The sequence below is a fragment of the Streptomyces sp. SAS_270 genome (assembly GCF_052543295.1).
This window is the reverse complement of record NZ_JBMNDS010000058.1, coordinates 16169-30136: the sequence shown is the minus strand read 5'-3', so window position 1 is coordinate 30136 and position 13968 is coordinate 16169. Positions and strand designations below refer to the sequence as shown.

13 protein-coding genes are annotated in these 13968 nt (G+C 69.5%); 9 read left to right on the top strand and 4 right to left on the bottom strand.

The features are described from left to right. Positions 1 to 198: 198 nt before the first annotated feature. The gene (locus ACN6LB_RS31100; RefSeq protein ID WP_445028769.1) at positions 199 to 822 is read right to left on the bottom strand and encodes an HNH endonuclease; all 624 of its coding nucleotides are present in this window, start codon (positions 820 to 822) and stop codon (positions 199 to 201) included. A 193-nt stretch (positions 823 to 1015) separates the two neighbouring features. Between ACN6LB_RS31100 and ACN6LB_RS31095 the strand changes: the two genes are divergently transcribed. After that, positions 1016 to 1549, top strand: a complete 534-nt coding sequence (locus tag ACN6LB_RS31095; protein ID WP_445028768.1) for a GNAT family N-acetyltransferase — start codon at positions 1016 to 1018, stop codon at positions 1547 to 1549. A gap of 9 nt (positions 1550 to 1558) precedes the next feature. On the opposite strand, the gene bcp is transcribed toward ACN6LB_RS31095, so the two are convergent. After that, positions 1559 to 2026 carry a thioredoxin-dependent thiol peroxidase gene (bcp, locus tag ACN6LB_RS31090; RefSeq protein WP_356139613.1) on the bottom strand — a complete coding sequence of 156 codons (468 nt, stop codon included), beginning with the start codon at positions 2024 to 2026 and terminating at the stop codon, positions 1559 to 1561. 140 nt (positions 2027 to 2166) lie between these two features. Here bcp and ACN6LB_RS31085 point away from each other — a divergent pair, with 140 nt between their 5' ends. Together ACN6LB_RS31085 and ACN6LB_RS31080 are read left to right on the top strand one after the other, a co-directional pair. Further along, positions 2167 to 2505, top strand: a complete 339-nt coding sequence (locus ACN6LB_RS31085) for a DUF3618 domain-containing protein (protein ID WP_356139614.1) — start codon at positions 2167 to 2169, stop codon at positions 2503 to 2505. 43 nt (positions 2506 to 2548) lie between these two features. Further along, positions 2549 to 2893, top strand: a complete 345-nt coding sequence (locus ACN6LB_RS31080) for a GroES family chaperonin (RefSeq protein WP_356139615.1) — start codon at positions 2549 to 2551, stop codon at positions 2891 to 2893. An 88-nt stretch (positions 2894 to 2981) separates the two neighbouring features. On the opposite strand, the gene ACN6LB_RS31075 is transcribed toward ACN6LB_RS31080, so the two are convergent. Next, positions 2982 to 5423 (bottom strand): transglycosylase domain-containing protein, encoded by a 2442-nt coding sequence (locus tag ACN6LB_RS31075; protein ID WP_445028767.1) that lies wholly within the window; start codon positions 5421 to 5423, stop codon positions 2982 to 2984. Between the two features lie 201 nt (positions 5424 to 5624). Between ACN6LB_RS31075 and ACN6LB_RS31070 the strand changes: the two genes are divergently transcribed. The 4 genes from ACN6LB_RS31070 (at position 5625) to ACN6LB_RS31055 (ending at position 9386) form a co-directional block, all read left to right on the top strand. Further along, positions 5625 to 6425: an ABC transporter permease gene (locus ACN6LB_RS31070; protein ID WP_445028766.1), complete on the top strand. Its 801-nt coding sequence runs from the start codon at positions 5625 to 5627 to the stop codon at positions 6423 to 6425. A gap of 157 nt (positions 6426 to 6582) precedes the next feature. Continuing rightward, the gene (locus ACN6LB_RS31065; RefSeq protein ID WP_445028786.1) at positions 6583 to 7347 is read left to right on the top strand and encodes an ABC transporter permease; all 765 of its coding nucleotides are present in this window, start codon (positions 6583 to 6585) and stop codon (positions 7345 to 7347) included. Positions 7348 to 7349: 2 nt separating this feature from the next. After that, positions 7350 to 8426, top strand: coding sequence for an ABC transporter ATP-binding protein (locus ACN6LB_RS31060; RefSeq protein WP_445028765.1), 1077 nt, complete (start codon positions 7350 to 7352; stop codon positions 8424 to 8426). 33 nt (positions 8427 to 8459) lie between these two features. After that, positions 8460 to 9386 (top strand): DUF1707 SHOCT-like domain-containing protein, encoded by a 927-nt coding sequence (locus ACN6LB_RS31055; RefSeq protein ID WP_445028764.1) that lies wholly within the window; start codon positions 8460 to 8462, stop codon positions 9384 to 9386. A gap of 49 nt (positions 9387 to 9435) precedes the next feature. Here ACN6LB_RS31055 and ACN6LB_RS31050 read toward each other — a convergent pair whose 3' ends face one another. After that, positions 9436 to 10764, bottom strand: coding sequence for an SGNH/GDSL hydrolase family protein (locus ACN6LB_RS31050; RefSeq protein WP_445028763.1), 1329 nt, complete (start codon positions 10762 to 10764; stop codon positions 9436 to 9438). A gap of 220 nt (positions 10765 to 10984) precedes the next feature. Here ACN6LB_RS31050 and ACN6LB_RS31045 point away from each other — a divergent pair, with 220 nt between their 5' ends. Then, positions 10985 to 12379, top strand: coding sequence for a DUF445 domain-containing protein (locus tag ACN6LB_RS31045; RefSeq protein ID WP_445028762.1), 1395 nt, complete (start codon positions 10985 to 10987; stop codon positions 12377 to 12379). A gap of 109 nt (positions 12380 to 12488) precedes the next feature. Beyond that, positions 12489 to 13955: an MFS transporter gene (locus ACN6LB_RS31040; protein WP_445028761.1), complete on the top strand. Its 1467-nt coding sequence runs from the start codon at positions 12489 to 12491 to the stop codon at positions 13953 to 13955. Positions 13956 to 13968 lie beyond the last annotated feature (13 nt).

Here is a 13968-nt window from a genome sequence, read left to right as displayed (position 1 = left end):
GATAGCTACGCCGTTCGCGCTCGGGCAGGGGCTCGTCGCGGAAGTGGGAGGTGTCGATGCCGTAGTGCTGCAACCTCTTGCTGAGATAGCGGCGAGGGCCACTACCCATCGGCGCTCCCAGCATGCGCATCAGCTCGGCAACGCTGGTGGCCTTGGCGGCAGCCCGAGTCAGCAGGTCGTGTGTGTACTTCGGCCTGCTCAAGCGGCTGCCCTCCGCCTGCGACCCCGGTATGTGTCCGTCACCGCATGACAGTTGGGGCACAGTAGTCGAAGGTTCCCAGGACGGTTGTCCCACCACTCGCCGTTGATGTGGTCGACCTCCAGCCGGAGGGGTTTGTTGTTCCACTTGGGTCCTGTGCCGCACATGGTGCAGGCTTCCGTGACCCCGATACGGAGCAGATCACGAAGGAGTCGCCTTCCAGGGATTCTGCCGACCTCTGGTGATCCCAGGGTCAGCGGATTTCCTCGTGAGCCCTTCGGTCCTCCCTGCCGCACTACGAAGTGGGATGTGTCGATGCCCAGCGAGGCGATACGGCGGCTGATGTGCGTGTGATTGCCGCCCACCGGGCTGATGCCCAGGCGGCGAACCACCTCTTTGACACTGGATGACGCGGCCACAATCTCCCGTAGCCTCTCCTCGGTGTGGCGAACCCAACGGGTTGGAAAGTGTGAGACGTCTACTGCGGACTCCGTCATCTTCTGACGCAGATAACGTCTGCTGCCGGGTGTTGGCGTGCCCCCGCACCACCGTACGGCGTCGTCCCAGTTCGTCGTTTCGCGTGCCGCCTCTTCGAGTAACTCGCGGGTGTACCTGGCTCCCATCGGATCCCCTCCGTCCCCGGCCACACGTTCGTGACCTCGTACGGAGTAACGAACCGCTTATCGGACAGTCACGCCCGAAATGCAAACCCGAAGCGGCGAAGTGGGCCCTCCCCAGGCGCCGCGGTTGATATCCTGCATCTCGCACGCCCAGCCTTCCGGTCCCGGACCTTTGTCCGAGCGGGAGGCTTTTTTTATGTCTTCTCAGTACTCCGCGCAGCGGAACACAGAACCCGGCGACGTGGTCGTACGTCGCGCGACTCCCGATGATCGTCCGACCGTGGAACGGCTCTGGCTGCTGTTCCGCCATGATCTGTCCGAGTTCGCGGCCGGGGGGCAACTGCCCAACCCGGACGGGACGTTCCGCAGTGAGCGGCTGGAGGCGGCGTTCGCGGGTGGGGCGGACTGGGTGCCGTATCTGTTCACGAGTGGGGGGCGGCCCGTGGGGTTTGCCTTTGTGCGGGGGGTCACGGGGGCCGGGCGGGTGTTGAACAGCTTCTTCGTGGTGCGTGGGGCCCGGCGCGCGGGGATCGGATTGCGTGCCGTGCGGGACGTCGTCGCCCGGCACCCCGGGCCGTGGGAGATCGCGTTTCAGGACGCCAACGAAGGTGCGGTGCGGTTCTGGCGGCGCGTTGCCGATGAGGTCGCCGGGGGTGGTGGCTGGGTCGAGGAGCGCAGGCCGGTGCCGGGGCGACCGGACCTGCCTCCCGATGTGTGGATCTCGTTCTGAGCCCCGGGGTCAGATGCCCAGGTCCTTGATGATCTTCGCCACGTGGCCCGTCGCCCGCACGTTGTACAGGGCGCGTTCGACCTTGCCCTCCTCGTCCACGATCACCGTGGAGCGGATGACGCCCATGTACGTCTTGCCGTAGTTCTTCTTCTCGCCGTAGGCCGCGTAGGCCTCGGTGACGGTCTTCTCGGGGTCGGCGAGCAAGGTGATCCTGAGGGACTCCTTGTCGCGGAACTTGGCGAGCTTCTCCGGCTTGTCGGGGGAGATGCCGATGACGTCGTAGCCCGCGCCGGCCAGCAGCTCCAGGTTGTCCGTGAAGTCGCAGGCCTGCTTCGTGCAGCCGGGGGTGAGGGCGGCGGGGTAGAAGTAGACGATGACCTTGCGGCCCTTGTGGTCGGCGAGGGAGACCTCGTTGCCGTCGGCGTCGGGCAGGGTGAAGGCGGGGGCGGTGTCGCCGGGCTGGAGTCGCTCGCTCATCGGTACCTCACGTGGCCGGGTGGTGGGCTTGGTTACGGAACGAGCGTAGTGGGGGTGCCGAGCGGTGCGTCGCGGCCCGAGCTGACAGACTGTCGAGGGCACAGATCGGAAACACAGGACACGACCACGGAGGCTGCGCGGTGTCGGATACGTCGAGAGCGTCGGATATCAGGACTCCGGCGGAGATCGAGGCGGACATCAAGCGCCGCCGTGAGGTGCTTGCCGAGACGCTCGACGAGATCGGCGTGCGGGTGCACCCGAAGACGATCGTCGGTGACGCGAAGGCGAAGGTCGTCTCCAACATCGACCACACGCTCGGGCGGGCCTACGTCGGGGTCAACCGGATGGTCAGCGATGTGAAGGGCCAGCTCGTCACCGAGGAGGGCGCGCCGCGGCTGGAGCGGATCGTGCCCGTGGCGCTTGTAGTGGTCGGGCTGGTGGGACTGTTCGCCGTGGGTTCGCGGCGGCGCAAGGGCTGACCCGCCCGCGTACGAAACCGGTTGGAGCAGGTAGGTTCGGGGCGTGAGCGAGAAGACCACCCAGCACGACAAGTTGCCCATCCGCATGCTGCACGACCGTGTGCTGGTGCGGCAGGACGCCGCCGAGGGCGAGCGGCGTTCCGGCGGCGGCATCCTGATCCCCGCTACGGCGGCCGTCGGCCGGCGTCTGGCCTGGGCCGAGGTCGTCGCGGTCGGGCAGAACGTGCGGACGGTCGAGCCGGGTGACCGCGTGCTGTACGACCCCGAGGACCGCGCGGAGGTCGAGGTGCGCGGTACCGCGTACGTGCTGATGCGCGAGCGGGATCTGCATGCGGTGGCCGCGGACCGTTTCGAGGGGTCCGAGGATTCCACCGGGCTGTATCTGTAGCAGGGTCGGTAGCGAAGTCGTAGCGGCTTCGAAGGGGCTGGTGACGTCGTCACCACCCCCTTCGCCGTGTTTCGCCGTGTTCGGCGGGTCAGTCGCGTCTTGAGAGCGGGCGCAGGGGGCCGCCGGTCGTCGTGCCTGTCGTGCCCGTGGTGCCGTTCGTCCCCGTGCTGGTGCCGCCGCCGGTGTCCGTCGCGCCGCCCGTGTCGGTCGTACCGCCGTCGGTGGTCGTGCCGCCGGTGTCGGTCGTGCCGCCGTCGGTCGTGGTGCCGCCCGTCGTGGTCGTGCCGCCGGTCGTGCCGCCGTCGGTGGTGGTGCCGCCCGTGGTCGTCGTGCCGCCGTCGGTGGTCGTGCCGCCCGTGGTGGGGGTTCCGCCGGTGGTGGTGCCGCCGGTCGTGGGGGTTCCGCCGGTGGTGGTGCCGCCGTTGTCCTGGCCGCCGGTGCCCGGGGCGGTCGGCTCGGTCGGCGGGTACTCCGGCTCGTCCGCGCCCTCCTGGAGTTCGAGGTCGAAGTCGGTGGCCGGCTTGTTCCTGAGGGCGGTCTTGGTGAACTGCGCCCAGATCTGGGCGGGCGCGCCACCGCCGTTGATGCGTGGCAGGCCCATCGCGTTGTACAGCGACTTGTGCGCGCCGGTCTCGGGGTCCTGGCCCATGACGGCGACGACGGTGGCGAGGTCGGGGGTGTAGCCCGCGAACCAGGCGGCCTGGTCCTCCTCGGCGGTGCCGGTCTTGCCGGCGGCGGGGCGGTCGGCGGCCTGGGCGGCGGTGGCGGTGCCGGTGTCGACGACGCTCTGCAGGACCGACGTGGTGGTGTCGGCGGCCTCCCGGCTGACGGCCTGCTCGGTGTCCTGCTTGGGCAGGCTGACGTCCGCCGCGCCCTCCTTGGTGATCTTGTCGACGATCGTGTACGTGCCGTGCTTGCCGTGGTTGGCGAGCGTGGCGTACGCCTCCGTCATGTCGAGGACGCTGGCGGTGGCCGGGCCGAGCGCGATGGAGGGGGAGGCGGTGAGGTCGGGGGTGTCGGAGGGGATGCCGAGGTCCTGCGCGGTGTCCTTGACCTTGTCCGGGTCGACGTCGACGGCCATCTGGGCGTACACGGAGTTCACGGACTTGTCGGTGGCGGTGCGCACGGTGATGTTGCCGTACGAGACGCCGTCCTCGTTCTCCGGTGCGTACGAGTCGCCGCTCCAGCCCTGCACGGGGCGCTCGTTGGAGCCGTCGTAGATCGTGTTCGGGGTGATGGTGCGGCCGTCCTGGGTCTCGGACCCGTTCTGTACGGCGGAGGTGAACACAAACGGCTTGAAGGTGGAGCCGACCTGGTAGTCGCGGCGGGTGGCGTTGTTGACGTACTGCTTGGTGTAGTCGATGCCGCCGTACATCGCGAGGACCTTGCCGGTCTTCGGGTCGATGGAGACGCCGCCGGCGCGGACGTACTTGTCGACTTTGTTGTTCTTCTTGTCGAGCTTGTCCATCACCTGGTCGTTGACGGCCTCGACGAAGGCGTCCTGCTTGGACTTCTGGAGCGTGGTGGTGATGCGGTAGCCGCCGGCGCTGAGCGTGTCCTCGTCGATGATCTTGTTCTCGAAGAGGTAGTCGTTGACGGCCTTCACGAGGTAGCCGCGCTGCCCGGACATGCCCGCCGAGCCCTTGGCCTCCTTGGGCATGGGGAACTTGACGTTGGCCCGGTCGGCCTCGCTCAGCCACTTCTTCTTGACCATGCCGTCGAGGACGTAGTTCCAGCGGGCGAGGGCCGCGGACTTGTTCTCGGGGTGCGCGATCACGTCGTACTCGCTGGGCGCGTTGAGCAGCGCGGCGAGGTAGGCGCCCTGGCCGACCGACAGGTCCTGGGCGTCGACGCCGTAGTACGCCTGCGCGGCGGCCTGGATGCCGTACGCGTTGCGGCCGTAGTAGCTGGTGTTGAGGTAGCCCTCGAGGATGTCGTTCTTGCTCTTCTGCCGGTCGAGCTTGATGGAGATGAAGAACTCCTTCACCTTCCGTGTCGCGGTCTGCTCCTGGCCCAGGTAGTAGTTCTTCACGTACTGCTGGGTGATCGTGGAGCCGGACTGCTTGCCCTTGCCGGTGACCGTGTTCCAGCCGGCGCGGAGCATGGCCTTGGGGTCGATCGCCGACTCGGTGTAGAAGTCGCGGTCCTCGGCGGCGAGCGTCGCGTGCTGGGCCTCCTTGGAGATCTGCGCGAGTGACACGTTCTCGCGGTTGACCTCGCCGTCGCGGGCGAGTTGGCTGCCGTCCGCGTACAGGTAGACGTTGCTCTGCTTGGTCGCTGCGGCGTTGGCGGGCGGGATGTTCACCAGGTAGTAGCCGAGCGCGAAGAGGCCGACGAGCAGCAGGATCACGGTGATGAACGTGACGAGCACCATGCGCCAGGTCGGGATGAGCCGGCGCCAGCCGGTGCGCTTCGGGCGCTTGGGCTTCTTGCCCGCCGTGCCCTGGGCCGGCGCGGGCGGGGGAGCCGTCTCGGGCTCCCTGGGCGCCCAGCCCTGGGTCGGTTGCTGCGGCTGCGACTCGTCGCTCATCTGTTTGCCGGACTCCTGTTTTGCGTCTTGCGGTCCAAAACGCCCACTTACGCGTTCTGCGCCCCCTCTTGAAGACTGTCGCACCAAGCGTTCCGTTCCCGGACCTCGGCACGCGCCCGCCCCGAAAAATGCGTGGCAGCCGCCGCAGGCCCGGAACTAGGCTCGTGCGCTTGGGCCGAAATCAGCGGAAGGGGCTCCTCCGTGGGCACTGGACGGTTGTATGCGGCCGTCGCGGCGGGAGGCTTCCGCCGGTACGCCACCTATCGGGCGGCCACGGCGGCCGGGGTGTTCACGAACACCGTCTTCGGGATGATCCTGGCGTACACGTACATCGCGCTGTGGGACGAGAAGCCGCATCTCGGCGGCTACGACCAGGCGCAGGCGCTCACCTATGTGTGGCTGGGGCAGGCGCTGTACTCGACGCTGGCCATTCAGGGCGGCGGCGCGGAGAAGGATCTGATGGCCCGCATTCGCACGGGTGAGATCGCCGTCGACCTGTACCGGCCGGCCGATCTCCAACTCTGGTGGCTGGCGAGCGACTTGGGGCGGTCGCTGTTCCAGATGCTGGGGCGGGGCGTGATCCCGTTCGCGTTCGGTGCGCTGTTCTTCCGGATGGCGCTGCCGGGGGACGTCACCACGTGGCTGGCGTTCCTGGTCGCGCTTCTGCTGGCGATGGTGGTCAGTTTCGGGATCCGGTATCTGGCGGCCCTGAGCGTGTTCTGGCTGCTGGACGGCATGGGTGTCTCGCAGGCCCTGATGATCACGGGCGTCTTCTGCTCGGGCATCGTGCTTCCGCTCAACGCCTTTCCGGGGGCGTTCGGCGACGTCGTCCGGGCGCTGCCGTGGGCGGCGCAGCTCCAGCTGCCGGCGGATGTGCTGATGGGGGAGACCGATCCGCTGGGGGCGTTCGCCCTGCAGGCGGTGTGGGCGGTGGTGCTGCTGGCGGCCGGGCGGCTGCTGCAGTCGGCGGCGACGCGGCGGGTGGTGGTGCAGGGTGGCTGAGCCCCTCGGTGAGAGGTTGCGTGAGATGGCCGGTGCGGGGTGCGGCGAGATGGCCGGTGAGAGGCCCGGAGAGGTCGTCGGTGCGAGGTCCGGAGAGATCGTCGGCGCGAGGTCCAGGGCGCGTGAGGGGCTGCGGGCCTATCGGTTGATCGCCGCGATGTGGATCCGCTCCTCCATGACGTACCGCGCGTCCTTCGTCGTCACGATGTTCGGCAATCTGCTGATGACCGCCATGGACTTCGTCGGGATCCTGCTGATGTTCTCGCAGGTCGACTCGCTCGGCGGCTGGACGCTGCCCGAGATCGCCTTCCTGTACGGCCTGTCGGTGACGGCCTTCGGGATCGCCGACCTGGTGCTCGGCTCGATGGACGTCCTGGGCGCCCGGATCCGCGACGGCTCGTTCGACACGCTGCTGGTGCGGCCCGCGCCGGTGCTCGCCCAGATCGGCGCGGACCGTTTCGCGGTGCGCCGGGTGGGACGGATCGTGCAGGGGGCGGCGGTGCTGGCCTGGGCGCTGGTGTCGGTCGATGTGGAGTGGAGTGCGGCGAAGGTGCTGCTGATGCCGGTGATGGTGTTCAGCGGGGCGGCGATCTTCTGCGCGGTGTTCGTGGCGGGCGCGGCCTTCCAGATCTTCGCGCAGGACGCGGCGGAGGTGCAGAACGCGTTCACGTACGGCGGCACCACGCTGTTGCAGTATCCGCCGAGTGTGTTCGGCAAGGACCTGGTGCGCGGGGTGACGTTCATGCTGCCGCTCGCCTTCGTCAACTGGGTGCCGGCCTCCTATGTGCTGGGGCGGCCGTACCCGCTGGCGCTGCCGGAGTGGGCGGCCTTCGCGCCGCCGCTGGTGGCCGTGGGGTGCTGTGCGCTGGCCGGTCTGGCGTGGCGGGCGGGGCTCGGGTCGTATCGGAGTACGGGGAGTTGAGCGTGACAGAGCAGGCGTTCATCGAGTTGGACCGCGTCGAGAAGGTTTTCGACGTGCGCAGGAAGACCGGCTTCCTGAAGCGGGAGCGGCGGCAGGTGCGGGCGGTTGACTCGCTGTCGTTCACCGTGGCGCGCGGCGAGATGGTCGGCTACATCGGCCCGAACGGTGCCGGGAAGTCGACCACCATCAAGATGCTCACCGGGATCCTGACCCCGAGCGGCGGCCGGCTGCGCGTCGCCGGGATCGACCCGTCCCGGGAGCGGACCCGGCTCGCGCGGCGCATCGGTGTCGTGTTCGGGCAGCGGACGACCCTGTGGTGGGACCTTCCGCTGATCGACTCGTACGCGCTGATGCACCGCATGTACCGGATCCCGGATGCCCGGTACCGCGAGAACCTCGACCGGTGCGTCGAACTCCTCGAACTGGGCGAGCTGTTGGACGTCCCCGTCCGTCAGCTCTCGCTCGGCCAACGGATGCGCGGCGACATCGCGGCGGCCCTGCTGCACGACCCGGAGGTGCTCTACCTCGACGAGCCGACCATCGGCCTCGACGTGGTCAGCAAGGCCAAAGTGCGGCAGTTCCTGCGGGAGTTGAACACCGATCGCGGCACGACGGTCCTGCTGACGACGCATGACCTCCAGGACATCGAGCAGCTGTGCCGACGTGTGATGGTCATCGACCACGGGCGGCTGATGTACGACGGAGCGCTGGCCGGGCTGCACGAGGTGGGGGAGAGCGAGCGCACCCTCGTGGTCGATCTGGAGCGCGAACTGCCGCCCATCGAGGTGGAGTCGGCGCGGGTGGTGAAGGTGGAGGGGCCGCGGCAGTGGCTGGCGTTCCCGGCGTCGGAGTCGGCGGCTCCGCTCGTGGCGCGGATCGCTCGGGAGTATCCGATGGTGGACCTGTCGGTGCGGGAGCCGGACATCGAGGCGGTCATCGCGAAGATGCTGTCCTCCATGGGCGACACCCCCGGTTCCATGGGCGGCGCCCCGGACTCCCTGGACGGCACCCCTGATTCCCTGGCCGGGACCCCTCAACCCCCGGCGGAAAATCCCCCGGTGGGGAAAGCGGTCTCATAGCCCGCCGCGCGGGGAACTCGTAGTGTGGCAGTCATGACCGATGCCGTGCCTTCACCGGAGACGCCCCCGGGTCACTCGACCCCTGAGCTCCGGGCTTCCGACGCCGATCGTGAACGAGTCGCCGAGCAGCTGCGGGACGCCGTAGCCGAAGGCCGCCTCGACATGGAGGAGTTCGAGGAACGGCTGGAGGCGACGTACAAGGCGCGTACGTACGGAGAGCTGGCGCCGATCACCCGTGACCTGCCGGGTGCGGTGGCCGTCACACCGGTGTCGATGGTCAAGCAGCCTGCGCAGAGCGGGAGTTGGGCCGGTCGGATCGTCGGCGGCGAGGGCTCGTCCACGTGGGGTGTCGCGATCATGGGCGGGTTCCAGCGCAAGGGGCAGTGGACGGTGCCCAAGCGCTTCACCTCCTTCACGTTCTGGGGCGGCGGTGAGATCGACCTGCGCGACGCGAACTTCGCGGACCGCGAGGTCGTCATCAACTGCGTCGCCATCATGGGCGGCGCGAACGTGATCGTGCCGCCCGGCGTCGAGGTCGTCGTCCGCGGCCTCGGCATCATGGGCGGCTTCGACCACCGCCAGGAGGGCCGGCTCGGCGACCCGGGCGCCCCCCGCGTGATCATCACGGGCTTCGCCTTCTGGGGCGGTGTCGGCGTCGAGCGCAAGCTGCCCCGTGCCGAGCGCCTGCGCCTGAAGGAGGAGCGCCGCCAGGAGAAGCTGGAGCGCCGGGAGTCCCGCAGGGAGCTGGAGGGCCGCTCCGACCACCCCGACGTGTTGGACGACCTGTACGACACCGCCCGCGAGGCCCTTGAGGAGCACCGCGAGCTGATCCGCGAGCGCCACGACGAGCGCAGGCAACGCCACGAGGAGCGCCGCGAGCGTCACGAGGACCGCCGTGAACGGCACCGCGAGCGCCACGAGGACCGGCGCCGGGACCGGGGCTGGGACGGCGACCACTGAACCGCGCGGGGGAGCCCGGCCGCGGCCTGCTCCTTCGGTCAGGGGCGGTTCACAGCTCGGCCGGTGCCGCGCCCTTCAGGTCTTCGAGGTCGAAGACCTCCGCCATCCGCTGGTAGCCCTTGTCGCTCGGGTGGAGGTGGTCGCCCGAGTCGTAGTCGGCGCGCAGCCGGCGCGGGTTGTACGGGTCGCGCAGCGCCTTGTCGAAGTCGACGACGGCGTCGTACACCTTGCCCGCGCGGATCTGCGCGTTGACCTGCCGGCGTACGGCCTCGCGGGCGGAGCTGTAGCCGCGGTGCCCCTGGAAGGGCATCAGGGTCGCGCCGACGACGCGCAGTCCGCGGGCGTGCGCCTGCCGGACCAGGGTGCGCAGCCCGTCGGTGATCCGGTCGGGGTCGGCGAGCTTCGGGTTGCGCAGGATGTCGTTGACGCCGAGGTCGATGACGACGGCCTTGACGTTCGAGCGGTCGAGGACGTCGCGGCCGAAGCGGGCCACACCGGCCTGGTTCTCGGCGGGCCGGCCGAGGCCGTCGGCGAGGACCTGGTTGCCGCTGATGCCCTGGTTGACGACGCTGTAGCGGGGCACGTCGGCGGTGCCGGCGGAGGAGCGCACCCGGTCCGAAAGGATGTCCGTCCAGCGGCTGTTGGCGCCGACGGTGGAGGTGATGCCGTCGGTGAGCGAGTCGCCGAAGGCGACGACGGTGCCCGCCGACTCGTTGCTGAGCACGTCGAGAGCGGTCAGATAGCGCCAGTACGGGGTCTGCTCGGCGTACGGCGTGCCGCTCACGTCCTCCGTCCGGTCGCCCTCGGCGACGTAGGAGATCTGCTGGGCGTGCGGGTGGTAGGTGACCGGTCCGGACGGGATCGGTGAGTACGTCGTCACGAGGACGTCCGCGTCGTGCGGGATCTCCACGCGTACGGCGTCGCTCAGGACCTGCTGTCCGGGCTGGATGATCACCGAGAGGCTGCCGCCGAAGGTGAGGCGGCGCATGGTGCCGGTCGCCGCCGCCGCGTTGTTCACGGCCGCCGCCACGGCGAGGGAGGCGTGGGTGATGGTCAGTGGCTGCTGTCCGTAGAGATTGGACAGCGTGATGCGGGCACCCGTACCTCCGGCGCCCGCGTGCACGACGTTGCGGACCGAGCGGCCCGCCATGCCGCCCGTCTCGGTGCCGGGTTCGGCGCCGACGGGGGAGGCCGACCAGGAGCCGACCCAGGAGCCGGTGGAGGCGGGGGCGGCCGACGGGTGCGAGGTGCGGCCGCCGGCGAGAGTGTTGCGTGCGGTGCCGTCGTCGGCTGCGGCGCCGAGGTATATGGCGCCGGAAATGACCACGATCACAGCGATGATCGCGGACAGCAAGGCATAACCGTGACGCTTGGTCATGCGGTGCGGGTCTCCTCGGGCGATGGGAGCCCGAGGCTCCGATGTGATGACCCCATGATGCGTCATGGAGCAGGGGGCAGCTGAACAGGACCCCCCATTGGGCCGCGGAGTTCCCCAGTGACTTCCCCCCTCCGGACAGACGCCGGGAACTCTTGTTCCGTTCCAGGAGTCGGTCAGGAAGGGACAATGTTTGTAGGGGGACCGTGAACGGGTGGAGTGGATGGAACGCACAAAACCGGATGAAACGAGTGGCGTAGGGCATGATGCCCGGCCGGGCGCCGCCGATAACGCGGCGGTGCCCGGCCGGGCTGCCGGGGGTGGAGCCGCCGCTCCCGCCCCGGTGGGCCGCGCGATGACGTCCTTCAGCCCCGCCGACGAGGAGAAGCAGCGCGGCGTCCGCCGTATGAAGCTCACCGCGACCGGCCTCCTGCTGTTCGTGGCCGTGGTGTACGTCCTCGCGAAGTGGGCGTCCAACGCGGGCGCGGGCGCCTGGGCGGGGTACGTCGCGGCGGCCGCGGAGGCCGGCATGGTGGGCGCGCTCGCCGACTGGTTCGCGGTCACGGCGCTCTTCCGCCACCCCCTCGGCCTGCCCATCCCGCACACCGCGATCATCCCCACCAAGAAGGACCAGCTCGGCGTCTCGCTGGGCGAGTTCGTCGGCGAGAACTTCCTGTCGTCCGATGTCGTACGGCAGCGGTTGCACGCCGTCGGCATCGGCAGCCGGCTGGGCGCCTGGCTCGCCGAACCCGAGCACGCCGACCGGGTGACGGCCGAGCTGGCCACCGCGCTGCGCGGCGCCCTCACGGTGCTGCGCGACTCCGACGTCCAGGCGGTGGTGGGCGAGGCGATCACGCGCCGCGCCGACGCCCAGGAGATCGCGCCCGGCATCGGGAAGATGCTGGAGAAGGTCGTCGGGGACGGCGGTCACCGGCGGGTCGTCGACCTCGTCTGCGTCCGCGCCCACGACTGGCTGGTGCTGCACAGCGACTCCGTGATGGACGCGGTGCAGGGCGGCGCCCCCGGCTGGACCCCGAAGTTCGTCGACAAGAAGGTCGGCGAGCGGGTCTACAAGGAACTGCTCCGCTTCGTCACCGAGATGCGCGACGCCCCCGCCCACCCGGCCCGCGGCGCCCTCGACCGCTTCCTCACCGACTTCGCCTCCGACCTCCAGTCCGACACCGACACCCGCGCGCGCGTGGAACGCCTCAAGGGCGAGGTGCTCGGCCGCGGCGAGGTCCAGGACCTGATCGCCTCCGCCTGGACGGCCGTACGCTCGATGATCGTGTCGGCCGCCGAGGACGAGCGCAGCGAGCTGCGGCTGCGCGTGCGGGCCTCGCTGCTGTCGCTGGGCGCCCGGATGGCCGTCGAGCCGAAGATCCAGGCCAAGGTCGACGGATGGGTGGAGGGCGCGGCCGTGTACGTCGTGACGACGTACCGCAAGGAGATCACCTCCCTCATCACGGACACGGTCGCGGGCTGGGACGCCGAGCACACCACGAAGAAGATCGAGGCCCACATCGGCCGTGACCTGCAGTTCATCCGGATCAACGGCACGGTGGTGGGATCGCTGGCGGGGCTGCTGATCTACGTGGTGTCGCGGGCGCTGGGGGCGTAGCGGCGGTGCTCGCGGGACGCACGGGACGGAGGCGTTGCCGCACACGGATGGCGTGAAGGCGCTGCTCGCGGGCACTCGGACACGGTTCGCCCGACGAGGAGGGGAGCCCATGTCCAGCGCCGACATGCAAGTGCAGACCGGAACGGTGACCACGTCCATCCCCGCCCGGCTCGACCGCCTCCCGTGGTCGCGCTGGCACTGGATGATCGTGGTCGGCCTCGGCACGGTGTGGATCCTGGACGGCCTGGAGGTCACGGTCGTCGGCAACATCGCGGGCCGGCTCTCCGAGCCGGGCAGCGGACTGCCGATCTCGTCCGCACAGGTCACCGGTCTCGCCGCCGCGCTGTATGTCGCCGGAGCCTGCACGGGCGCGCTCTTCTGGGGCCGGCTCACCGACCGCTACGGCCGCAAGAAACTGTTCATGATCACGCTCGTGGTCTATCTGGCGGCCACGGCCCTGACGGCCGTCTCCTTCGAGTCCTGGTGGTTCTTCACCTTCCGCTTCCTCACGGGCTTCGGCATCGGCGGCGAGTACGCGGCCATCAACTCCGCGATCGACGAGCTGATCCCGGCCCACTTCCGCGGGCGGGTCGACCTGATCATCAACGGCAGCTTCTGGGTCGGCGCGGTCGGCGGCTCGCTCCTGTCGATCCTCGCGCTGAACACGGACGTGTTCGCCGAGAACGTGGGCTGGCGGCTGACGTTCGCCCTCGGCGTGGTGCTCGGCCTGGTCATCCTCCTCGTCCGCCGCAACGTCCCCGAAAGCCCGCGATGGCTGCTGATCCACGGCAGGGAGCGGGAGGCCGAGCAGGTGGTCGCCGCGGTGGAGGAACGCGTCCGCGAGGAGCGCGGCGGGCGCGAACTCCCGGAACCCGCCGGGGAGATCACCATCGAACAGCGCAAGACCATCGGCTTCCTCACGATCGCCCGCACGGTCTTCGCCGACTACCGCAGGCGCGCCGTCCTCGGCCTCTCCCTCTTCGTCGGCCAGGCCTTCCTCTACAACGCCATCACCTTCGGCTTCGGCGCGATCCTCACGACGTTCTACGACGTCTCCACGTCCGACACCGGCTACTACTTCGCCGTCATCGCGGTCGGCAACTTCCTCGGCCCGCTGCTGCTCGGCAAGCTCTTCGACACGGTGGGGCGGCGCGTGATGATCTCCTCGACCTACCTGCTGTCCGGGATCCTCCTCTTCGGCACGGCCTGGCTCTTCGACCAGGGCTCGCTGAGCGCGGTGACCCTGACGGCCTGCTGGTGCGTGGTGCTGTTCTTCGCCTCGGCGGGCGCGTCGAGCGCGTACCTGACGGTCTCGGAGATCTTCCCGATGGAGACCCGCGCCCTCGCCATCGCCTTCTTCTACGCCATCGGCACCGCCGCGGGCGGCATCAGCGGACCGCTCCTGTTCGCCGACCTCACCAAGACAGGCAAGGTCGGCGACACGGTCCTCGCCTTCCAGATCGGCGCGGGCCTGATGTGCGCGGCGGGACTGGTCGCGGCCGCACTGGCGGTACGGGCCGAACGGCGCTCCCTGGAGGACATCGCCAAGCCGCTCACGGCCGTGGCGACTCCCTAGGAAACGGTGGAAC